Raw genomic sequence first — 21077 nt, 5'->3', positions numbered from 1 at the left:
GCTGTCAGCAATTCCGATCGCGCCAGCGTCCCGATTGCGTCAGCGATCCCGGAACCGGTTGGTGATCGGATAGCGCCGGTCGCGCCCGAAATTCTTCTTGGTGATCTTCACCCCCGGCGCCGATTGCCGGCGCTTGTATTCGGCGAGATAGAGCAGGTGTTCGACACGATGAACGGTGGCGACGTCATGGCCGCGTCCAACGATCTCCTCGACCGCCATCTCCTTTTCCACCAGGCATTCGAGAATATCGTCGAGAACGGGATAGGGCGGCAGCGAATCCTGGTCTTTCTGGTCGGGGCGCAACTCCGCCGACGGCGCCTTGTCGATGATATTCCGCGGGATCACCTCGCCCGACGGCCCGAGCGCACTCGGCGGCACGTTTTCGTTGCGCCAGCGGGCCAGCGCATAGACCTGCATCTTGTAGAGGTCCTTGATCGGGTTGAAGCCGCCGTTCATGTCACCATAGAGCGTGGCGTAGCCGACCGACATTTCCGACTTGTTGCCCGTCGTCACCACCATCGCGCCGAACTTGTTGGAGATCGCCATCAGGATAACGCCGCGCGCCCGGCTCTGCAGGTTCTCCTCAGTGATGCCGCTCTCCGTGCCTTCGAAGAGACCGGAAAGCGCGCTGCTGAAGCCCGTCACCGGCTCTTCGATCGGCACGATATCATAGCGGCAGCCGAGCGCCTGCGCGCAATCGGCCGCGTCCTTCAGCGAATCCTCGGACGTATAACGGTAAGGCAGCATGACGGTGCGCACCCGCTCCTCACCGAGTGCATCGACGGCGATGGCCGCGCAGATCGCCGAATCGATGCCGCCGGAAAGGCCAAGCACGACGGTCTTGAAGCCGTTCTTGTTGACGTAATCGCGAAAGCCGAGCAGACAGGCGCGGTAGTCGGCCTCCTCGCCCTCGGGGATACGCGCCATCGGCCCCTCGGCGCAGTGCCAGCCGCTTTCGCCGCGCTTCCACGTCGTCACCGCAAGCGCCGTCTCGAACTCGCTCATCTGGAAAGCAAGCGACTTATCGGCATTGAAGGCGAAACTAGCCCCGTCGAAGACGAGCTCGTCCTGGCCGCCGAGCTGCGCGGCATAGATCAACGGCAGACCGGTCTCGATCACCTGCTTAAGCACCACCTGGTGACGGATATCGACCTTACCGCGATAATAGGGAGAACCATTCGGCGACAGCAGGATCTCGGCCCCGCTTTCGGCCAGCGTCTCGCAGACCCCGAGATCGCCCCAGATATCCTCGCAGATCGGGATGCCGAGCCTCACGCCGCGGAAATTCACCGGCCCCGGCATGGCGCCCTGATCGAACACGCGCTTCTCGTCGAACTCGCCGTAATTCGGAAGGTCGACCTTGTCGCGCACCGCAATGACCTTGCCGCCGTCGAGCACAGCGACGGAATTGTACCGTCCAGCCTCATCCTGCCGAGGAAAGCCGATAATGACGCCCGGCCCGCCGTCGGCGGTATCAGCCGCCAGGCTTTCGACCGCCTTCCAGCACGCGCGGATGAAGGCCGGCTTCAGCACCAGATCCTCCGGCGGATAGCCGGAGATGAAGAGTTCGGTCAGGATAAGCAGATGGGCGCCTTCCCGAGCCGCATCGGCGCGCGCCTCGCGAGCTTTGACGAGATTGCCGGCGACATCGCCAACCGTTGGGTTGAGCTGACCGACGGCAATGCGGAAGATATCAGAGAGAGCGTTTTCCTGTGTCATGTCATTTATTTAGCTCGCAGCTTCGGCGACGGCAACATGTTCGCTCCGAAAGCTCCACCTGGCAGTGACGAAATTTTTGTGAAGGGTGCGCCAGAGCGCCGCGCCTATCGATACAGATTGCAATTTACCGGCGGAGCGGAATACTGCGCCAAACCGACAACATCGGAAACCACGGCCATGAATACTCTTTCGAATTTCCTCCATCATCATTTCGACAAGCCGGCCGATGAGCTCGGCATCATCGAAAAGCGCGTGTTGAAGAAAGCGCACGAGCGCAAGATCATCTCGACCGATGTCAATGCCGCCTTCTCTGCCGAAGCTTCCTTCGGCGAGCGTGTCGCCGATGGCATCGCCCGCGTCGGCGGCTCCTGGTCGTTCATCATCGCATTCCTGGTTTTCCTCGTCGCCTGGACGCTGATCAATACGGCCGTCCTGGCGAGCGGCGCCTTCGACCCTTATCCCTTCGTCTTCCTGAACCTGATCCTTTCGATGCTCGCCGCCATCCAGGCGCCGATCATCATGATGTCGCAGAACCGCCAAGCCGAACGCGATCGCTTCGAGGCCGCCAAGGATTATGAGGTCAATCTGAAAGCCGAACTCGAGGTGCTCTCGCTGCATCAGAAAATCGACATGAGCGTGCTCACTGAACTGACGGCGCTGCGCGAAGACCTAGCCCGCCTCAGCGCCGCGCTCGCCAACAAGACCTGACGCAAGGTAACCTAGACGGGATATTTGTCATATTGCGGCAGGCCATCTGACATCTCGTAGAAATCGCCCTTGTCGGCGCAGTAGATGTGATGGCTGAAGGCAAGACCGGTCGGTTCGTCGAAGGCTCCGGCCAGGACCGAAACCTCCGGCGATTCGTCGCCCTGCCAAAACAGCGCGGAACCGCAATTCGGGCAGAAGCCGCGTTGGGCCTCACCGCTCGAGCGATACCAACGGACCGCCTTGTCGTCTTCCAACGAAAGCGCCGTGCGCGGCACATTGACCGCGGCATAATAGAGTCCCGTCTGCCGGCGGCATTGGGAACAGTGGCAACCGACGACAGGTCCGGGCTTTGCCCGAATTGAAAATCGCACAGCGCCGCAAAGACAGCCGCCCGTATGTTGCTCGCCCATGATCTCTCTCCTCGATCCCGGAGGAACTTGCGGCCACAAGGCCTTCTCGTCAAATCCATTCCCCTGAACGAGTGATCAGAAATCTTGAAGGTGCAGGCTTGGATGCACACCGCGCAAGCGTGGCTGGCGAGCCGTCGCTGTTGCCCGCCGACAACAACCGCCGTTCTCTTCTCGCATGGCGTTGAACCGGCGGCCGTTCTCGGTGATACTACAGCCTCGATTTATTCAACCGTTGGGAGACTGACATGAGAGCGACCCTGTCCAAACAGAAAGGAAACATCGCCCACAAGGACATTCTGCCTCATGAATATTCGGTTCTCCCGCGCGAGGAAAAGCTCCCGCCGTCGTAACCTCTTCCTGAATTTTTTCCGCGACTGTTTGCACGACGCCGACCGCAAGCGGCGCTGGTCGCGTATGCGGAAATTCCTCTCGTACTACCGCCCGCATCTGCCTCTGCTGCTGGCGGATCTGCTTTGCGCCATCCTCGTCGCCGGCACCGCGGTGGCATTGCCGCTTTGCGCCAACATCGTCACAAGCCGACTTTTGTCTCTCCCGGACGCGCCGCAGGCCTTCGCTCAGATCCTTGCGATGGGCGGTGTGATGCTGGCCGTTCTGGCTGTCCAGATAGCGGCGATCTTCTTCGTCGATTATCGCGGCCACGTGATGGGCGCCCGCATCGAAGCGACGGTGCGCCAGGAACTCTTCGAGCATTGCCAGAAGCTCTCGTTCAGCTTCTACGACCGCCAGCGCACCGGGCAGTTGATGAGCCGCATCACCAACGATTCCCTCTGGCTGGGCGAGCTCTTTCACCACGGCCCCGAGGATATCTCCATCGCAATTCTGAAATATGGCGGCGCTATGCTGGTCTTGTTCTTCATCGACCCGCTGTTGGCGACCCTCATCCTGCTGCTGACACCGGTGGCGGTGGCCTATGCCCTCTATTTCAACCGGCGCATGAACCGTGCGCTTGAAGCCAGCAAGCGGCAGATCGCGGCCGTCAACGAGCGTGTCGAGGATGCGCTTGCCGGAATCCGTGTCGTCCAGTCCTTCGCCAACGAGGCACTGGAACGCCGGCGCTTCGCCGAGCAGAACCAGCGTTTCCTGCAAAGCCGCGCTGATGGCTACCGCAGCGAGGCATGGTTTTCCGTCGGCACGGAAACCTTCGCCCAGCTTGTCACCATATTGGTAATCGTCGCAGGAGGCTTGCGCATCCTGGCAGCGGACCTGACCGTCCCGGACATGCTGACCTTCTTGCTCTGCGTCGGCGTTTTGGTTGATCCTGTGCAGCGGCTCGCGAATTTCGTGAGGCTCTGGCAGGAGGGTTATACCGGTTTCATCAGAGCCATGGAAATCCTGGAGATCGATCCTGATATCACCGATCGGCCGGACGCCCGTCCGATGCCGGCGCCAAGCGGTGAGATCAGCTTTTCCGACGTCGGCTTCGGCTACGAGGCCGATGGCCCCAAGGTGCTGGAACGGCTATCCCTCACCATCGCCCCCGGAGAATTCGTCGCGCTGGTCGGCCCTTCGGGAGTGGGCAAGAGTACGCTCTGTGCGCTCATACCGCGTTTCTACGAGGTCGAGGCAGGTGCAATCCGCATCGACGGAACCGATATTCGCGACGTGACGCTGGCGTCACTGCGGCGCCATGTCGGGGTGGTGCAGCAGGATGTCTACCTGTTTGCCGGCACCGTGGCGGAAAATCTGCGTTACGGCAGGCCGGATGCGACCGATGCCGAGCTCAAAGCGGCGGCGCGCGCGGCCAATGCGCACGACTTCATCTTGGCGTTGCCCAATGGCTATGACACCGATATCGGCCAGCGCGGTGTCAAATTGTCAGGCGGCCAGCGCCAGCGCATCACCATCGCCCGCGCCTTCCTGAAGGATCCGGAGATCCTGATCTTCGACGAGGCGACCAGCGCACTCGATAACGAAAGTGAACGGGCAGTACAGCAGGCGCTGCTGAGCCTGGCGAACGGCCGAACCACGCTCGTCATCGCCCACCGCCTCTCGACCGTCCGCCATGCCGATCGCATCCTGGTTCTGACGGCAGACGGCATCGTCGAACAGGGTACCCACGACGAACTCATGGCGCAGGACGGGGTCTACGCCAACCTGCACAGCGTCCAAGCCAGTATCTGAAGGCAATAAAAAACCCGGCGTCACGCCGGGTTTTTCGTCATCCGTCTCGGGCTGTCCTCAGCCATTGGCGACCATGCGCTTCTCGTCGCGGCCGCCCTTCATGCGCTCGGCAAGCAGGAAGGCGAGTTCGAGCGCCTGATCGGAGTTGAGGCGCGGGTCGCAATGCGTGTGGTAGCGGTCCTGCAGATCGTCGGCGGTGACGGCGCGGGCGCCGCCGGTGCATTCCGTCACGTCCTTGCCGGTCATCTCGACGTGGATGCCGCCGGGATGCGTGCCCTCGGCGCGATGGATCTGGAAGAAGCTTTCGACCTCCGACAGGATCCGCTCGAAGGGGCGGGTCTTGTAGTTGTTGAGCGTAATCGTGTTGCCATGCATCGGGTCGCAGGACCAGACGACCTTGCGGCCTTCGCGCTCGACGGCGCGAATGAGGCGCGGCAGGTTTTCTGCGACCTTTTCGTGGCCGAAGCGGCAGATCAGCGTCAGGCGCCCGGCTTCGTTGCCGGGGTTCAGGATGTCGATCAGCTGCAGGAGATCATCGGCCTGCAGCGACGGGCCGCATTTCAGGCCGATCGGGTTCTTGATGCCGCGGCAATATTCGATATGCGCATGGTCGGCCTGGCGCGTACGGTCGCCGATCCAGATCATATGGCCTGATGTCGCATACCAGTCGCCCGAGGTGGAATCGACCCGGGTCAGCGCCTCCTCGTAGCCGAGGAGCAGCGCCTCGTGGCTGGTGAAGAAATCGGTCTCGCGCAGGCTCGGGTGGTTTTCCGAAGTGATGCCGATCGCCTTCATGAAATCCATGGTTTCGCTGATGCGGTCGGCAAGCTTCCGGTAACGCTCGCCCTGCGGGCTGTCCTTGACGAAGCCGAGCATCCACTGATGCACGTTTTCGAGGTTGGCGTAACCGCCCATCGCGAAGGCGCGCAAAAGGTTCAGCGTCGCGGCCGACTGACGATAGGCCATGGCTTGGCGTTCCGGGTTGGGAATGCGCGACTCTTCGGTGAACTCGATGCCGTTGATGATATCGCCGCGATAGGCCGGCAATGTCACCTCGCCCTGCTTTTCGACATTCGAGGAGCGCGGCTTGGCGAACTGGCCGGCGATGCGGCCGACCTTGACGACCGGCAGCTGCGCCCCAAAAGTCAGAACGACGGCCATCTGCAGGAAGGAGCGGAAGAAGTCGCGAATATTATCGGCGCCATGTTCGGCGAAACTCTCGGCGCAGTCGCCGCCCTGCAGCAGGAAGCCGTTGCCTTCCGCGACATTGGCGAGATGCTTCTTCAGCCGGCGCGCTTCACCGGCAAAGACGAGCGGCGGGTAGCTGGCGAGCGTGGCCTCCGTTGCCGCCAAGGCGGCCGCATCCGGATATTCGGGAACCTGCAGGATGGGTTTTTGCCGCCAGCTGCTCGGGGTCCAATTCTCTGCCATCTCACTCACCTCATTCACATCCGTCCCTGGGATGCCCTGTCTTGATATCCGGCGGCTTATAGACTTTTAGATCAGGCTTGCAAAGGCCAATCGCCGGAAGCTTAACCCTCACGCCGCCACTGTCCGCCTTCACCGGTTAAACCAGCATATACCATGTCGATTTCCCTATATTTTAGACTTTGAATGTAGAACCGGGAGAGTTCAACATCGGGGAAATAACATGTCGATCCTTCCGCCCGGCTTCATATCGGACCGCTCGGGCAATTTCGGCATCATGACGGCATTGCTGATGGCGCCGCTCCTTGGCGCGGCCGGCATGGCCGTGGATTTCGCCCATGCGCTCAGCCTGAGGACGCAGCTCTACGCCGCCGCCGATGCGGCCGCCGTCGGTTCAATCGCCGAAAAATCCGGAGCGGTCGCCGCCGCGATGACCATGAGCGGCAACGGCGCGGTCTCCCTTGGAAAGGCCGATGCCCGCAACATCTTCATGGCTCAGATGTCGGGTGAACTGACTGACATTCAGGTTGATCTCGGCATCGACGTCACCAAGACCGCCAACAAGCTGAACTCGCAGGTTTCCTTCACCGCGACCTTACCGACGACCTTCATGCGCGTTTTGGGCCGGGATTCCATCACCATCTCCGGCACGGCGACAGCCGAATACCAGACCGCCGCCTTCATGGATTTCTACATCCTGCTCGACAATACGCCCTCGATGGGCGTCGGCGCCACCGCGAAGGACGTCGCCACGATGGAAAAGAACACGAGTGACAGCTGCGCCTTCGCCTGTCACGAAACGCAGAATAGCAACAACTACTACAATCTCGCCAAGAAACTCGGCGTCAGCATGCGCATCGACGTCGTGCGCCAGGCGACCAAGGAACTGACGCTGACTGCGAAGGCCACGCGCGTTTCCACCAATCAATTCCGCATGGGGGTTTACACCTTCGGCACCAAGGCCGAAGACGCAAAGCTCACTACAATATCCACGCCGACCGACAATCTCGACCAGGTACGCAGCTACACCGACGCCGTCGATCTGATGACAATACCGTATCAGGGCTATAACAACGACCAGCAGACGAGCTTCGACAACGCGCTAACGCAGATGAAAGACATCATCACCACCCCGGGCGACGGCAGCACCTCCACGACGCCGCAGAAAATCCTGTTCTTTGTCTCTGACGGCGTTGGCGACAGCGAGAAGCCGAAGGGCTGCACCAAGAAACTCACGGGCAAACGTTGCCAGGAGCCGATCGACACCTCCTTCTGCAAGCCGCTGAAGGACAAGGGCATCAGGATTGCGGTACTCTACACGACCTACCTGCCTCTGCCCAAAAACAGCTGGTACAATACCTGGATCAGCCCCTTCCAGAGCCAGATCCCGACCAAGATGCAGGAATGCGCCTCACCCGGCCTCTATTTCGAGGTGACCCCGACCGAAGGTATCGCCGACGCGATGAAAGCGCTTTTCCTCAAGGTCATTCGCGCGCCGCGCATCACGAGTTAAAAGGCTCAGACGCGCTGCCCATCACGGATACGGTAGCTCGGCGCATACATGGTGACGAGTTCTTCGGCCGCGGTCGGATGCAGTGCCATCGTCCGGTCGAAATCATCCTTGGTGCAGCCGGCCTTCAGCGTGACACCGAGCAGCTGCGCCATTTCCCCGGCATCGTGGCCGAGGATATGGGCGCCCACCACCTTGCGGCTCGCCGCATCGACGATCAACTTCATAATCATCCGCTCGGGCCGGCCGGAAAGAGTGGCTTTCAGCGGCCGGAACTGGGCGCGGTACACCTCGAGCTCCCCATAACGCTTGCCTGCCTCCTCTTCAGAAAGGCCGACGGTGCCGATCTCCGGCTGTGAGAAGACCGCAGTCGGTATCAGATCGTAATCCGGCCGGGTGGGATTGTTCTTGTACTCGGTCTCGATGAAGCACATCGCCTCGTGGATCGCGACCGGCGTCAACTGTACCCGATTGGTGACATCACCGAGCGCGTAGATGTTTTCGATGTTGGTGCGGGAATAGTCGTCGACGATGATGGCGCCGCGCTCGTCGACGGCAACGCCGGCCGCCTCGAGGCCAAGGCCCTCCGTGTAGGGATCGCGCCCGAGCGCCAGCATCACCACATCGGCCTGCAGCGTGCCGCTGTTCAGCGTCTCCAGAACGAGTCCGTCCTCGCCCTTCGAAACCTGCTGCAGCGTGTCGTGGCAGAGGATGCGAATGCCCTTGGCAACCATCGCCTCGTGAAGACCTCGCCGCAGGTCTTCGTCGAAGCGCGAGAGGATTTCGGCGCCGCGGTAGATCAGCGTCGTCGCCACCCCAAGGCCATGGAAGATATTGGCAAACTCGACGGCGATGTAGCCGCCGCCGGCGATTACAATCGATCCCGGCAGTTCTTCGAGATGAAAGGCGTCGTTGGAGGAGATGCAAAGCTCGTGACCGGGAAGTGCGACATGCGGATTCGGCCGTCCGCCGGTCGCAATAACGATCGTCTTTGCCGTCACCATCTGTCCTGTTTTCACAAGCCGTACTGTATGAGTGTCGACAAGCTCGGCACGCGTTTCCAGAATCTCCGCATCGGCGCCGGCGAGTCCCTTCTTGTAGAGGCCTTCCAGCCGGGCGATCTCTACATCCTTTGCGGCCACCAGCTTCTTCCAGTCGAAGCTGTTTTCGCCGACAGTCCAGCCGAAGCCTGCCGCATCCTCGAAATGCTCGTGGAACTGCGAGGCATAGACGAAGAGTTTCTTCGGCACGCAGCCGCGGATGACGCATGTGCCGCCGTAGCGATATTCCTCCGCGATCGCCACCTTCTTGCCGAGCGAGGCGGCGACGCGCGCAGCGCGCACGCCTCCGGAACCACCGCCGATGACGAAAAGGTCGTAATCATAGGAAGACATGAGAAGCTCCGGGAGGGAATCAGAGGAAGGACGTTCCTGATATAGGGGCGATCGTCATGAAAACAAAAGCCCGCTCCCGCGTCATGACGTTCTCTCCTGGCGAATCTCCATAAGCGGTTGACCCGGTCACATCAGACTGGCAGGCAGTTGGCGGACCAAAAAAATGCCGGAGCAAAAGATGGATCAGATTCTCTTCGCCAACCTGTGCAGGGCCGGCAAGTTCAAGGAGGCCCTCAACCTCGCCATCCAGGGCCACGAGAATGAGAAGTTCACGCCGAGCCGCTTCGCAATGGACAAGCAAACCGGAGTGCCGATCTTTTACCGCGGTAACAAGCGGGTCGAGCCGGATGAGACAGGCGTGTGGCAACTGGCAAAGAGCTCGAAAGATTGGGGCTGAGCCGGCGTGCTTGCGATCGCATCCCTCGGCGGAATGTCGCTGTCAGCCGGTGATGTTGAAATCCACCGGCATTCGCTCAAGCCGGACCGCCTCCGTCTCGACGCCTGAAACCGATGCCCCCGCGGGCCCGCGTCTCAAACGCTCGATCATCGTCGAAACCGCGCTCTCCGATCCGGCGATCAAGGCGGCGACAGATCCGTCCGCTTCGTTGCGCACCCAACCGGTCAGCCCAAGACGTGACGCTTCACCGCGCGTCCACATGCGAAACCCGACGCCCTGGACCCGGCCTGATATGCGCACTCGCACAGCCTCGTAATGATCGGACATATCTGCCACACCAAGCTCCGCCGGACAGTTGCGGCATCATAACAAAAAAGCCCGGTCGATGCCGGGCCTTTCGCGAATTCTGACCAGCAGATCTTACTGCTGGGCGGCCGGAGCCGGAGCAACCGGGCTGTCGGTTGCCGGCGGCGGGGCCTTGATGACCTTCGAAAGCTCGGCATTGCTCTGCCTTTCCAGGTCGCGGGAAATGCCCTGCGCCCAGATATCGGCGGCCTTCGCCGTTTCGCGGGAAGCGACCGGCCCGTCCTTCAGCAACTTCTTGCCGACGTCGGAATTGTAGAAGTCGGCGATCGCCTTCAGCTCGTCGACCGTGAAGGTCTTGGCATAGGTGAGCGCTGCTTCCTTCTCGAGATCGCCGCGGCGCGGCGCCAGCGCCAGCGCCTGCGCGTCGACCGTCGAGGAGATGATGTCCTGGTAGTTCGGCGAATCCTGAATCAGGCCAGCCTTGAGGCGTTCGGCGAGACCGGGCAGGATATTGTCGAACTGGGCAGTGGCGCCGATGGCGTCGATCGCGGCACGAGACGCCTTCAACTGCTCCTCAGAAACCTCCTGCGCCTTAACGGCAGAGCCGAAGGCAAGCCCGGAAAGAACGAGGGTCGCGGCGGCGAAACGGCCAAGACCTGCAATGTTCATCATGAGTGTATGCTCCTGTTATCTGTTTGCCTGCAACGTGCGCGCACCCGCAGGACCGGCAATGATCGCAAGTGCCGCCATATTGATAAAGAGCCCGTGTTCAACGACGCCGGGTATGGAATTCAGCTCGCTCGAAAGCGCCTCTGCATCAGGAATGCGGCCAAAAGATGCATCGATGATGTGATGACCGCCGTCCGTGGTAAACTCTCCGTCACCGGACTGGCGCAGGTTGAGTTCGCCGGAAAGACCCAGCCTGGCGGCTACCTTTTCGATGGCGATCCGTGTCGAGACGAGGCCGAACGGATTGACTTCGATCGGCAGCGCGTAGGCGCCCAGTGTATCCACCAGCTTGCTCTCGTCGGCGATGACGATCATCCGCTCCGAAGCGGCGGCGACGATCTTTTCGCGCAGCAGCGCGCCGCCGCCACCCTTGATCAGCCGGAGCGCGGAATCGACCTCGTCGGCGCCGTCGACCGTCAGATCGAGCGCCGGCAGTTCGTCAAGCGACTTCAGCGGAACACCGAGCTCGACGCAGAGCCTCGCCGTTCGTTCGGAGGTCGGAACACCTTCGACCTTGAATCCGCCCGCGACCTTCTCCGCCAGCAGGCGGACGAATTCCTCCGCCGTACTCCCCGTGCCGATGCCGAGACGCATCCCGCTTTCGACATAAGCGAGTGCTGCCTCGGCGGCCTTGATCTTTATTTCGCGCGCATCCATGCGCAGCCAGCTCCCGATATTGCGTTGGATGTGCTGTTTACACGGCTCGTCAGGCAAACGAAAGTCAAATCATCACGGAAAATGAAAAGCCGAAACAAACGTCTGCGGCTTCCCCGGCCGTTACCCGGACGTTGCTTTCCGCCGCGCAATCGCCTACCTCAGGAGCACCCATCGCTCCCGGGACGAGCGTTCGTTCCCCTGGACACCGCTCGAAAAGGCAAGCCCCTTGACACCTGCCCCTGCTCCGCTCGTCGTCTTCGATCTCGACGGTACGCTCCTCGACACGCACACTGACCTGGTCGAAAGCCTGAACCATACGATCGCGGCCCTCGGCCTTGAGCCTGTCAGTTATGACGACCTCACCCATCTCGTCGGCCAGGGCGCCCGCGTCATGATCGAGCGCGCCTGCCGGCTGCGCAGCCATCCGGTCTCGGCGGAGACCCTGCCGCCGCTGGTGGAACGCTTCGTTGCCCATTATGCCGGCAACATGCCGGGCGCCACCCAGCCCTATCCTGGCCTGGTCGCCGCAATGGATCGCCTGAAATCCGCCGGCTACCGCCTCGCCGTCTGCACCAACAAGATGGAGAACCTCGCGCTCGGTCTGCTCGACAAGCTCGACCTCACCCACTATTTCGACGCCGTCACCGGCGGCGACAGCTTCGAATACCGCAAACCCGACGCCCGCCACCTGACCGGCACCATAGAGCGCGCCGGCGGCGATGTTTCCCGAACTGTCATGATCGGCGACAGCATCAACGATATCGCCGTCGCTAAAAACGCCGGCGTGCCGTCGATCGCCGTGCCTTTCGGCTATTCCGATGTGCCGGTCTCGAGCCTCGATCCGGATGTCATCATCACCCATTACGATGAGCTGACCCCGGAACTGGTGGAAAGTTTGCTGAAGGGTTCTGCGGCAAAGGTAGCAGTTTAAAGGCGGGGCTGGCTCTTATCCTCTGACGGCATTCCGTAAGGCGCCCCCCCTCTGTCCTGCCGACCATCTCCCCCTCAAGGGGGAATATCCGGCAGGACAGAGGGGGTGCCACACGGCACACCCTTGCCCATCCGAAGGACCACCGCCAAAACAAAACGGGCGGTCCAAGGACCGCCCACCCGTCAAAACCATCACAAAATCAGGCGTCAGATCTGCGCCCCACGCGCCTTGGTGGTCGCATCGAAAGCCTTGTCGACATAAGCGTCGCGCCCGTAAACATCGTCGAAATATTCCACCACGCCATCCTTGTTCGGCCAGGCGGTGAAATAGGAGACGTAGACCGGGATCTTTTGCGGCACCTTCACCGCATGGTTCTGGCCGCTGGCGATCTGCTTGGCAATGTCCTGAACGCTCGTGCCGAGGACGGCCGCCGCCATCGCGCGCGGGTCGGCAAGGCGCACGCAGCCGTGGCTGAGCGCCCGCATGTCACGCTTGAAGAAGCTCTTCGACGGCGTATCGTGCATATAGATGGCGTGGCTGTTCGGGAACAGGATCTTCAGTTCGCCAAGGGCATTGTCGCTGCTTGGCGGCTGACGCACCGAAACATTATCGGTCGAGCCGTACCAGTCGACGCTGGACGAGGCGACAGCGTGCCCGTTCACCTCAACCTCATAACCCAGTTGATCGAGGTAGTTCGGGTCCGAGCGCAGCTTCGGCAACATCTCATTGATGATGATCGACTGCGGCACGCCCCAGAAAGGGTTGAACTCCACCGTCTCGATCTCGTCATTGAAGAAGTAGGTCTGATTGTTCTTGCCGCCGACCACCACGCGCATCGACAGCTGTTCCTTGCCGTCATTATGGTAGTAGGCCATGTAGGCCGGCTGGTTGATCATGACGTAGCGGGAACCAAGGTCTTCCGGCAGCCAGCGCGCCTGCTCCATGGCGACGACGAGCTTGTCGATTTTCGAGGCGTTCGTGTCCCCGCCAATCATTGCGCGCACCGTTGCCTGGCCGATGACGCCATCGGACTTCAGGCCGCGCTCCTTCTGGAAATCTTCGACCAGGGAGACGATGTCGGGCGAATAATCGCTGCCGCCCGCATAGGCTGCAAATGTCGTGGCATGATCGGTCTTCAGCGTCTCGGAGCCATGCTTTTGCAGCGCCTTGACGATATTGGCGATCTCCGGCGAGCTTTCGCCGGGCCTCAGCAGCTTGTCGAGCGAAATGACGATCCGCTCCTCATTGCCGTCGACGGCGCGAAGTTTGGCAAGCTCCGTCTTCAGCGCCAGGAACTGCGGGCTATCGGGCGAGCGGCTGGCGATGTAAGCGCCGACATCGGGGCTCATGCGGGCGAGCTTCAGGATCGGCGTCAGGTTGACGACCTTGCGCTGAAAATCGTGATAGCCGGAAATTTTGTTGGGGTCGATGCGGCCGCGCACCGTATCCTGGACGAAGGCCAGCACCTTGGCCGAGAGGTCGAGCTCGAATTGCGTCAGCGCCCGGTCACGGGCGGCGGGGTCTGGATTTGCCGGATCGATCGCAGGCGCTTGAATAGCGTAATCGGCAGGATCGAGCCCGACCGAGGACGCATCGGCAAGCGTCGCCATCGCCGACTTGGCGCGCTCGTTGATCTGGTTGCCATCGACCCAGACAAGCGGATTGCGGTTGTCGCCATAATAGGCTTCGAGCGCCTTGGCGACGTCGGCATTGGCGCGGACCTTGGCCTGCGCCAGGAATCGGCGCTGCACCACCGGTTCCGCGATGGCTTCGCCGGCTGGAGAAACTTCGGCAACCGCACCGGTGACGATGGGGTCCGCGAACCTGCTGGTATCGACGAACTGCAGCGTCTCGGTCTTATAGGTGTAATAACGTGGACCGCTCACCTTCGGCAGCGGTGCCTCCGGATCGAGCCCGCCGAGCGTGCCGGCGCTGCCACGCGGCCCCACACGCCCGGGCGGCATCTGGTCCATGAAAATGGTGCTCTGGTTCCGCTGCCTGTCACCGCGCAGCATATCCATCAGCGTATAGGCGTGCGCGGGAGCGGCAATCATCACTGTCAGCCCGCAGGAAATTGCCATTGCGGATACCGCGCTTTTCAAAACGAACGTCATATATATTCCAGTCCCGGTGTCATGCTGTTCTTGTCACGAGCGCAAGGCTCAAGTTCAAATCCCGCGAAATGCAAGCAGCGTAGGGCCCCATTGATCAGAAACCGGCCTTCGCCGCCAGCGCCGGCGGACTCAATTCTATGTGACGGAAATTCTGCACGGCGCCGTGCAGCAGTTCACACAAAATTATGAAATTATTAGTTAATTTTTTACCGAATTTTTGCCGCCAGACCAGTGCGCTAAAAACGTCCCGGCGCATAAAATTTTCAACGTGGCCGAAAAAGCACGGCCACCCATCAGCGCAAACATGACTACCGCCTTCAATATTTCGCGCCGCATCCGGTTTTCTTGTCGGGCTTTCCAACCTATAAGACCTCATCTTTCGTAGATGCCCGAAAACAGCATGCGACAGGAAGGCAAACTCCATGACCGCTACCCGCACCGAAACCGATACTTTTGGCCCAATCGACGTCGCCGCCGACCGATATTGGGGCGCCCAGGCCGAGCGTTCGCTCGGCAATTTCAGGATCGGCTGGGAAAAGCAGCCGCTGTCGATCGTCCGTGCGCTCGGCATCGTCAAGCAGGCCGCTGCCCGCGCCAACATGTCGCTCGGCCAGCTCGATCCGGCCCTTGGCAAGGCCATCGTCGATGCCGCCCAGGAAGTCATCGACGGCAAGCTCGACGACCATTTTCCGCTGGTCGTCTGGCAGACAGGTTCCGGCACGCAGTCGAACATGAACGCCAATGAAGTCATCTCCAATCGTGCCATAGAAATGCTTGGCGGAGTCATGGGTTCCAAGAAGCCGGTGCACCCGAACGATCACGTTAATATGAGCCAGTCGTCGAACGATACCTATCCGACGGCTATGCACATCGCCTGCGCCGAACGGATCGCCCATCATCTGCTGCCGGCCCTGAAGCACCTGCATGCCGCCCTCGACATGAAGGTCACGGAATTCAGCCACATCATCAAGATCGGCCGCACCCACACCCAGGATGCGACGCCGCTGACGCTCGGCCAGGAATTTTCCGGCTATGCCGCCCAAGTGGGCTCCGCCATCAGGCGCATCGAAATGACGCTGCCCGGCCTCTGCGAACTTGCTCAGGGCGGCACCGCCGTCGGCACCGGCCTCAATGCGCCGGTCGGCTTTGCCGAAAAGGTCGCCGAAGAGATTGCTGATATCACAGGCATGCCCTTCGTCACCGCGCCGAACAAATTCGAGGCGCTTGCCTCGCATGACAGCATGGTCTTCTCCCATGGCGCCATCAATGCGGCGGCTGCCGCCCTCTTCAAGATCGCCAACGATATCCGCCTGCTCGGTTCCGGCCCACGCGCCGGCCTCGGCGAGCTGGCGCTGCCGGAAAACGAGCCCGGCTCATCGATCATGCCCGGCAAGGTCAATCCGACCCAGTGCGAGGCGCTGACGCAGGTCTGCATTCACATCTTCGGCAATCACGCCGCGCTGACCTTCGCCAACAGCCAAGGTCATTTCGAGCTCAACGTCTACAATCCGATGATGGCCTATAACTTCCTGCAGTCGGTGCAGCTGCTCGCCGACGCCGCCGTCTCCTTCACCGACAATTGCGTTGTCGGCATCGAGGCGCGCGAGGACAACATCAAGGCTGGCCTCGAACGCTCGCTGATGCTGGTCACCGCCCTCGCCCCGAAGATCGGTTACGACGCCGCCGCCAAGATCGCCAAATCGGCGCACAAGAACGGCACGACGCTGAAGGAAGAGGCGCTTGCCAGCGGACTGGTGACATCGGAAGAATATGACGCGATCGTCCGCCCGGAAACTATGATCGGGCCGAAGTAAAAGGGCCGCGATACGCAAGCCCCTCATCCGGCTGCCGCCACCTTCTCCCCCGTAAACGGGGCGAAGGGACCATGCCGCACACTCTCTGCTCCCCGCTCGCCCACCTCTCACAGGGCGCGTCCCCTCTCTCCGTTTTTACGGGGAGATGGTTAGGGTGAGAGGCACACGATGAGCATGAGCGAATGGACTAGGTAGCCACTTGCTCCGTCCTTCCTGTTACAAGCACAGGAAGGATGAGTGAGGCGCCTCCCCTGTATTTCTCACCATCGCGGTCAAAACCCCGCCCCCTGCTGGCACCGAATAGTGGGTAATCCCACAGCACATCAGACAGCCTCAAACCAACAACGAAAAATTGTCCATCACCACAGAACTCCCCATGAAGTCGAAACGGATTTCCTCGATGTCTTCGAGATTGACCTCGAGACTGGGGCCGGTGACCTCGAGTTCCTGCTGATAGACAATCTGGCCGTCGTTCAGGGCGGTGAGCGTCAAGTGGAAGGGCGCTGCCGACAATTCGGCGATCGAGACGCTCTGAAAGGTGAATTCCCCGCCATCGAGCAATTTCAAGCTTACGGGCGCAGAACCGGGAGATAGAACGGTATCGCTGAATCCATCCTCAGTAATGGCATCGACGCCCGCAATCGTATCGTAGACGATGCCGTTCAGGAGCGTCACGTCGTGGCTGCCGTTCACCGAGAGCGCAAAGCCCCGGTAATTGGGGAGCGAGAAATTATCCGCCCTCGACAAGACGCCCATATCGTCGAAATCGAGGACCTCGTGGTACTTGTCTTCTTCGTTGACGCCGTCGATCGCCTGGGTCAAAACGCCGACATCCGTCCCCCCGACGCCATCGGAGATCTTGTAGCGGATCTCCTCGATCAGCTGTTCGTGCGCCCGCAGGTTCTTCACCACGTCGAGCGTGTAATCCAGCTCGTAGGTGAAATGGCCGTCGGGCCGCACGGTGAAGGTCCCGTACTTCCCTTGTATGATCGTTTCTTGCATCAGTCCCTGTTTCGCATCGACCCGGACACCATCGAAAAAGCGGAGATAAAGGGTCGCTCCCTCGGGATCGCTGTCGTTGCCGAGCAGGTTCCCTCTGATCGGGTCATGTTCGAATGAAATGAAGAGGTCGTCGTTAGCAATCGGCTTTGCATTCGCCATCGGAAGCCCCCGCAGGTTAACGCCGCCGAAATATGAACCGACCTTCACTGCAAATCAACTTGCAGTCGTCTCGTCAGGATGGCGGACGACCCATCGCGCCGACACATTAGAAACGAAAGCTTGGGCTCAGATTGCTTTTGCCTGGCGGTAGTTTTAGACCGGTTCCAATTTAGCGACGCGCGCCCAGCAGAAAGGTCACTTCGATGGCTGACGATCTCTTCCCCCTCGGCAAGGATGCCACCCCCTATCGCAAGATCAGCGGTGATCACGTCTCGGTCGACACCTTCAAGGGCCAGGAAATTTTGACCGTCGAGCCGGAGGGCATGCGTCTGCTAGCCGAAACCGCCTTTGCCGACATCAACCACCTGCTGCGCCCCGGCCATTTGAAACAGCTCGCCTCGATCCTCGACGATCCGGAGGCGACCGACAACGACCGCTTCGTCGCCTACGATCTCCTGAAGAACGCCAATATCGCCGCCGGCGGCGTGCTGCCCATGTGCCAGGACACCGGCACGGCAATCATCATGGGCAAGAAGGGCCGCAGGGTCTGGACGGAGGGCGAAGATGCGGCAGCACTCTCCAGGGGCGTACTCGACGCATATGAGAAAAAGAACCTGCGCTACTCGCAGCTTGCACCCATAAAAATGTTCGAGGAGAAGAATACCAAGAACAATCTGCCGGCGCAGATCGATATCTATGAGGAAGGCACGGACTCTTACGACTTCCTCTTCGTGGCCAAGGGTGGTGGCTCGGCCAACAAGACCTTCCTCTATCAGGGCACGCCCTCGCTCTTGACCCACGACCGGATGATCGACTTCCTTAAGGAGAAGATCCTGACGTTAGGGACAGCGGCCTGTCCTCCCTACCATCTGGCGATCGTCATCGGCGGCACCTCGGCCGAGATGAACCTGAAAACGGTCAAGCTCGCCTCGACGCGTTATCTCGACGAACTGCCGACCGAGGGGTCCGAGAGCGGTCACGCCTTCCGCGACGTCGAAATGGAAAAGGAAATCCACAAACTGACGCAGCAGATGGGCGTCGGCGCCCAGTTCGGCGGCAAGTATTTCTGTCATGACGTGCGCGTCATCCGCCTGCCCCGCCACGGCGCCTCGCTGCCGATCGGCCTCGGCGTCTCCTGTTCCGCCGACCGTCAGGCCAAGGGCAAGATCACCCGCGACGGCATCTTCGTCGAGCAGCTCGAAACCGACCCGTCGAAATACATGCCCGAGATCGACGAAGCGAAGCTGTCGGAATCGACCGTGCATATCGACCTCAACAAGCCGATGGCCGAAGTGCTCGCCGAACTCTCCAGGCATCCCGTCAAGACGCGCCTTTCGCTGACCGGCACGATCATCGTCGCCCGCGATCTCGCCCATGCCAAGATCCGCGAACGGCTGGAAAAGGGCGAAGGAATGCCCGATTACCTGAAGAACCACCCGGTCTACTACGCCGGCCCCGCCAAAACCCCGGCCGGCTACGCCTCCGGCTCCTTCGGGCCGACGACGGCCGGCCGCATGGATAGCTACGTCGACCAGTTCCAGGCCTTCGGCGGCTCGATGGTGATGCTCGCCAAGGGCAACCGCTCGCGCGCCGTGCGCGAGGCCTGCAAGAAACATGGCGGCTTCTACCTGGGTTCGATCGGCGGCCCCGCCGCCCGCCTCGCACAGGACTGCATCCGCAAGGTCGAGGTACTCGAGTATCCCGAGCTCGGCATGGAGGCGGTCTGGAAGATCGAGGTCGAAGAATTCCCCGCCTTCATCGTTATCGACGACAAGGGCAATGATTTCTTCCAGGAGCTGAATTTGGGGTGACTGGGTGCAGCTGTGATTGAAGCCTGGTGAAGGGCAATCGATGGCGTGCCGTGCCGCCCCCTCATCCGACCCTTCGAGCCACCTTCTCCCCGCTGGGGCGAAGGGGGAGCAAGCCGTTTGCCCTCGTTTCCACAATGACTCCTTCCAAGAGGAGCGAGACGCCGCCGCGAGTCCCTTTTCCCCACCGGGAAGAAGATGCCGGCAGGCAGATGAGGGGGCCACACGGCACCACCTTCCGATACTGCATTACTGAACATCTGCAGCGCTTACCACGTCCCCTTCATCCACCCTCGCCAGGATCTCCGTTCGGAATGCGCCGGCAAAGAGGCCGGTGTTCTCCAGCAGCAGAGCGCCGCCTGCGAAGATGGTGAAACCGAGGATGGCGACAGAAATGGCACGGGACCTTTCCATGATCTCACGCCCCGGTTTTCTGCCGGCGGTCGGGTTTACCACTGGAATTTATCATCCCCGAATATGCAGACTCAAATAGGAGGCGACCAAAACTGGATGTCGACAAGATGAATACGATCATCAGCGAGAAAAGAACTGTAAGTTTTTTAAACACTGCTCCCGTACAACGAGTATGCACTGTTTCGGCAAAGATACGTTTTTCCATGGAAAATCATAGGCATAATTGAAGTATTGACCCGATACGTAGTTGTCGCATGTAATCTTTGGTATATGTCGCTTTAATCTTTTCCCAAGAAATTTAAGCTAACAAATAAAATATTGCCTTTGAATACATGAGGAGTTCGCCGGATGAATACGGCTGTCGCGCCCAAGGTGCAGGTTCCCGACGTCGCGGGTCAGATCACCTATGCCATGCGCTCGATGGGCGTTGCGCCGATACCGCGTAATTACGAACTCTTTTACGAGGCTTATATCGGCTCCAATCCCGCCCTCACCCGCGAACTCGCAGCCCTCGGCAGCCAAGCGACCCAAGCCGAACTCGATGCGCTCGGCTCTCAATACTTCACCACTGGCCCGGCCCGCGTCTTCGACGACGCCCATACCCGCATATCGGGAGAACTCGACGGGCTGCTGCGGATCCTCAGGCAGGAGCAGAGCTCTCTCGAAAGCTATACCCGGCTGCTCGGCGAGACCCATAAACGCATCACCTCCAAGAGCAACGCCAGCGTCGAGCTGATCGAAAGCGCCATCGAACTGCTCAGCCAGGCGACTGGCGACACCATGGCGCATGGCGAACGCACCGTCGAGGACGTCGTCCAGCGCTCGCAGGAGATGGACCAGGTCCGCAAGGAACTCGACGAATACAAGCGCATCGCCAACACCGACTCGCTGACGCGCCTTTCCAATCGCCGCGCCTTCGACGACCGCCTCGCCGCCGTCTTCAACAATCCCGGCATGCGGCCGGTGACGGCGCTGCTGCTCGCCGACATCGACAATTTCAAGAAGATCAACGACACCTACGGCCATCCGGTCGGCGACAAGATCCTCGCCACCGTCGCCTCCGTCATCCGCAGCAATGTCCGGCGAGACGTCTTCGTCGCCCGCGCCGGCGGCGAGGAATTTGCCCTGATCATCGACGGGAACACAGCCGAGGAAGTGACGGCGATCGCCGAGCGCATCCGCCACACGCTGGAAACGACCCCGTTCAAGAATTCCCGCACGCGAGTGAATTACGGCCCGATCACCGTCTCGATCGGCATCTGCATGGCCTCGCATGCGGAGGATGCCGGCGAGCTCTACAGCAAGACCGACATCGCCCTCTACGGCGCCAAGAACGCCGGGCGCAACTGCATAGTCCTCTATCAGGACGGCATGCAGAAGGACTTCAGCAAGAGCTGGCTGATCTACAAGGCCTGACGGCGAACCCTCGCGTTAA

19 protein-coding genes are annotated in these 21077 nt (G+C 60.7%); 8 read left to right on the top strand and 11 right to left on the bottom strand.

What is annotated here, in order from left to right; translation table 11 throughout:
- Positions 1 to 39: 39 nt before the first annotated feature.
- Positions 40 to 1719, bottom strand: coding sequence for an NAD+ synthase (locus GA0061105_RS01315; RefSeq protein ID WP_092747514.1), 1680 nt, complete (start codon positions 1717 to 1719; stop codon positions 40 to 42).
- A 177-nt stretch (positions 1720 to 1896) separates the two neighbouring features.
- Between GA0061105_RS01315 and GA0061105_RS01310 the strand changes: the two genes are divergently transcribed.
- Complete coding sequence (locus tag GA0061105_RS01310) at positions 1897 to 2427, top strand: DUF1003 domain-containing protein (protein ID WP_064691828.1); 531 nt, start codon at positions 1897 to 1899, stop codon at positions 2425 to 2427.
- Positions 2428 to 2438: 11 nt separating this feature from the next.
- On the opposite strand, the gene GA0061105_RS01305 is transcribed toward GA0061105_RS01310, so the two are convergent.
- Complete coding sequence (locus GA0061105_RS01305; RefSeq protein WP_092747512.1) at positions 2439 to 2837, bottom strand: GFA family protein; 399 nt, start codon at positions 2835 to 2837, stop codon at positions 2439 to 2441.
- Positions 2838 to 3140: 303 nt separating this feature from the next.
- Here GA0061105_RS01305 and GA0061105_RS01300 point away from each other — a divergent pair, with 303 nt between their 5' ends.
- Entirely contained in the window at positions 3141 to 4979 is a 1839-nt protein-coding gene (locus GA0061105_RS01300) for an ABC transporter ATP-binding protein (RefSeq protein WP_092747510.1), read from the top strand.
- A gap of 57 nt (positions 4980 to 5036) precedes the next feature.
- Here GA0061105_RS01300 and GA0061105_RS01295 read toward each other — a convergent pair whose 3' ends face one another.
- Positions 5037 to 6410: a class II 3-deoxy-7-phosphoheptulonate synthase gene (locus GA0061105_RS01295; protein WP_064691831.1), complete on the bottom strand. Its 1374-nt coding sequence runs from the start codon at positions 6408 to 6410 to the stop codon at positions 5037 to 5039.
- Between the two features lie 220 nt (positions 6411 to 6630).
- Here GA0061105_RS01295 and GA0061105_RS01290 point away from each other — a divergent pair, with 220 nt between their 5' ends.
- Positions 6631 to 7920 carry a vWA domain-containing protein gene (locus GA0061105_RS01290; protein WP_092747508.1) on the top strand — a complete coding sequence of 430 codons (1290 nt, stop codon included), beginning with the start codon at positions 6631 to 6633 and terminating at the stop codon, positions 7918 to 7920.
- 5 nt (positions 7921 to 7925) lie between these two features.
- Here GA0061105_RS01290 and gor read toward each other — a convergent pair whose 3' ends face one another.
- Positions 7926 to 9311: a glutathione-disulfide reductase gene (gene gor / locus GA0061105_RS01285; RefSeq protein WP_064691833.1), complete on the bottom strand. Its 1386-nt coding sequence runs from the start codon at positions 9309 to 9311 to the stop codon at positions 7926 to 7928.
- A gap of 178 nt (positions 9312 to 9489) precedes the next feature.
- Between gor and GA0061105_RS01280 the strand changes: the two genes are divergently transcribed.
- Complete coding sequence (locus GA0061105_RS01280; protein WP_064691834.1) at positions 9490 to 9708, top strand: hypothetical protein; 219 nt, start codon at positions 9490 to 9492, stop codon at positions 9706 to 9708.
- Positions 9709 to 9750: 42 nt separating this feature from the next.
- Here the strand turns inward: GA0061105_RS01280 and GA0061105_RS01275 are convergent, their stop codons facing one another.
- From GA0061105_RS01275 to rpiA, 3 genes are all read right to left on the bottom strand, one after another.
- Positions 9751 to 10035 carry an acylphosphatase gene (locus GA0061105_RS01275; RefSeq protein ID WP_064691835.1) on the bottom strand — a complete coding sequence of 95 codons (285 nt, stop codon included), beginning with the start codon at positions 10033 to 10035 and terminating at the stop codon, positions 9751 to 9753.
- 93 nt (positions 10036 to 10128) lie between these two features.
- On the bottom strand, positions 10129 to 10686 hold the full coding sequence (locus tag GA0061105_RS01270; RefSeq protein ID WP_064691836.1) for a DUF2059 domain-containing protein: 558 nt from the start codon (positions 10684 to 10686) through the stop codon (positions 10129 to 10131).
- Between the two features lie 15 nt (positions 10687 to 10701).
- Positions 10702 to 11400 carry a ribose-5-phosphate isomerase RpiA gene (rpiA, locus tag GA0061105_RS01265; protein WP_092747506.1) on the bottom strand — a complete coding sequence of 233 codons (699 nt, stop codon included), beginning with the start codon at positions 11398 to 11400 and terminating at the stop codon, positions 10702 to 10704.
- Positions 11401 to 11626: 226 nt separating this feature from the next.
- Here rpiA and GA0061105_RS01260 point away from each other — a divergent pair, with 226 nt between their 5' ends.
- Positions 11627 to 12331, top strand: a complete 705-nt coding sequence (locus tag GA0061105_RS01260) for an HAD family hydrolase (protein WP_064691838.1) — start codon at positions 11627 to 11629, stop codon at positions 12329 to 12331.
- A 206-nt stretch (positions 12332 to 12537) separates the two neighbouring features.
- Here the strand turns inward: GA0061105_RS01260 and GA0061105_RS01255 are convergent, their stop codons facing one another.
- Together GA0061105_RS01255 and GA0061105_RS32270 are read right to left on the bottom strand one after the other, a co-directional pair.
- Entirely contained in the window at positions 12538 to 14445 is a 1908-nt protein-coding gene (locus GA0061105_RS01255) for a L,D-transpeptidase family protein (RefSeq protein ID WP_092747504.1), read from the bottom strand.
- Between the two features lie 94 nt (positions 14446 to 14539).
- Positions 14540 to 14869, bottom strand: a complete 330-nt coding sequence (locus GA0061105_RS32270) for a hypothetical protein (protein WP_141130173.1) — start codon at positions 14867 to 14869, stop codon at positions 14540 to 14542.
- On the opposite strand from GA0061105_RS32270, the gene fumC reads away from it, so the two are divergent.
- Positions 14868 to 16259 (top strand): class II fumarate hydratase, encoded by a 1392-nt coding sequence (fumC, locus tag GA0061105_RS01250; RefSeq protein ID WP_092747502.1) that lies wholly within the window; start codon positions 14868 to 14870, stop codon positions 16257 to 16259. The genes GA0061105_RS32270 and fumC overlap by 2 nt on opposite strands.
- Positions 16260 to 16592: 333 nt before the next feature.
- Here fumC and GA0061105_RS01245 read toward each other — a convergent pair whose 3' ends face one another.
- Entirely contained in the window at positions 16593 to 17420 is an 828-nt protein-coding gene (locus tag GA0061105_RS01245; protein ID WP_092748269.1) for an Ig-like domain-containing protein, read from the bottom strand.
- Between the two features lie 203 nt (positions 17421 to 17623).
- On the opposite strand from GA0061105_RS01245, the gene GA0061105_RS01240 reads away from it, so the two are divergent.
- Positions 17624 to 19231 carry a fumarate hydratase gene (locus GA0061105_RS01240; RefSeq protein ID WP_064691841.1) on the top strand — a complete coding sequence of 536 codons (1608 nt, stop codon included), beginning with the start codon at positions 17624 to 17626 and terminating at the stop codon, positions 19229 to 19231.
- 246 nt (positions 19232 to 19477) lie between these two features.
- Here the strand turns inward: GA0061105_RS01240 and GA0061105_RS32705 are convergent, their stop codons facing one another.
- Positions 19478 to 19642, bottom strand: a complete 165-nt coding sequence (locus tag GA0061105_RS32705) for a hypothetical protein (RefSeq protein ID WP_167358503.1) — start codon at positions 19640 to 19642, stop codon at positions 19478 to 19480.
- 348 nt (positions 19643 to 19990) lie between these two features.
- Between GA0061105_RS32705 and GA0061105_RS01235 the strand changes: the two genes are divergently transcribed.
- Entirely contained in the window at positions 19991 to 21058 is a 1068-nt protein-coding gene (locus tag GA0061105_RS01235; RefSeq protein ID WP_064691842.1) for a GGDEF domain-containing protein, read from the top strand.
- Positions 21059 to 21077: the final 19 nt, after the last annotated feature.

Origin of the sequence: Rhizobium aethiopicum (assembly GCF_900094625.1) — a bacterium.
In the GTDB taxonomy this organism is placed as follows: domain Bacteria; phylum Pseudomonadota; class Alphaproteobacteria; order Rhizobiales; family Rhizobiaceae; genus Rhizobium; species Rhizobium aethiopicum.
Note: the sequence above shows the minus strand (reverse complement) of the source record. Positions and strands in the feature narration are given on the sequence as shown.

What these genes read in the sequence shown, in the direction of transcription:
- GA0061105_RS01315 (WP_092747514.1), bottom strand. Translation starts at nt 1,719, where the DNA reads ATGACACAGGAAAACGCTCTCTCTGATATCTTCCGCATTGCCGTCGGT.
- GA0061105_RS01310 (WP_064691828.1), top strand. Translation starts at nt 1,897, where the DNA reads ATGAATACTCTTTCGAATTTCCTCCATCATCATTTCGACAAGCCGGCC.
- GA0061105_RS01305 (WP_092747512.1), bottom strand. Translation starts at nt 2,837, where the DNA reads ATGGGCGAGCAACATACGGGCGGCTGTCTTTGCGGCGCTGTGCGATTT.
- GA0061105_RS01300 (WP_092747510.1), top strand. Translation starts at nt 3,141, where the DNA reads ATGAATATTCGGTTCTCCCGCGCGAGGAAAAGCTCCCGCCGTCGTAAC.
- GA0061105_RS01295 (WP_064691831.1), bottom strand. Translation starts at nt 6,410, where the DNA reads ATGGCAGAGAATTGGACCCCGAGCAGCTGGCGGCAAAAACCCATCCTG.
- GA0061105_RS01290 (WP_092747508.1), top strand. Translation starts at nt 6,631, where the DNA reads ATGTCGATCCTTCCGCCCGGCTTCATATCGGACCGCTCGGGCAATTTC.
- gor (WP_064691833.1), bottom strand. Translation starts at nt 9,311, where the DNA reads ATGTCTTCCTATGATTACGACCTTTTCGTCATCGGCGGTGGTTCCGGA.
- GA0061105_RS01280 (WP_064691834.1), top strand. Translation starts at nt 9,490, where the DNA reads ATGGATCAGATTCTCTTCGCCAACCTGTGCAGGGCCGGCAAGTTCAAG.
- GA0061105_RS01275 (WP_064691835.1), bottom strand. Translation starts at nt 10,035, where the DNA reads ATGTCCGATCATTACGAGGCTGTGCGAGTGCGCATATCAGGCCGGGTC.
- GA0061105_RS01270 (WP_064691836.1), bottom strand. Translation starts at nt 10,686, where the DNA reads ATGATGAACATTGCAGGTCTTGGCCGTTTCGCCGCCGCGACCCTCGTT.
- rpiA (WP_092747506.1), bottom strand. Translation starts at nt 11,400, where the DNA reads ATGGATGCGCGCGAAATAAAGATCAAGGCCGCCGAGGCAGCACTCGCT.
- GA0061105_RS01255 (WP_092747504.1), bottom strand. Translation starts at nt 14,445, where the DNA reads ATGACGTTCGTTTTGAAAAGCGCGGTATCCGCAATGGCAATTTCCTGC.
- fumC (WP_092747502.1), top strand. Translation starts at nt 14,868, where the DNA reads ATGACCGCTACCCGCACCGAAACCGATACTTTTGGCCCAATCGACGTC.
- GA0061105_RS32270 (WP_141130173.1), bottom strand. Translation starts at nt 14,869, where the DNA reads ATGGAGTTTGCCTTCCTGTCGCATGCTGTTTTCGGGCATCTACGAAAG.
- GA0061105_RS01245 (WP_092748269.1), bottom strand. Translation starts at nt 17,420, where the DNA reads ATGGCGAATGCAAAGCCGATTGCTAACGACGACCTCTTCATTTCATTC.
- GA0061105_RS01240 (WP_064691841.1), top strand. Translation starts at nt 17,624, where the DNA reads ATGGCTGACGATCTCTTCCCCCTCGGCAAGGATGCCACCCCCTATCGC.
- GA0061105_RS32705 (WP_167358503.1), bottom strand. Translation starts at nt 19,642, where the DNA reads ATGGAAAGGTCCCGTGCCATTTCTGTCGCCATCCTCGGTTTCACCATC.
- GA0061105_RS01235 (WP_064691842.1), top strand. Translation starts at nt 19,991, where the DNA reads ATGAATACGGCTGTCGCGCCCAAGGTGCAGGTTCCCGACGTCGCGGGT.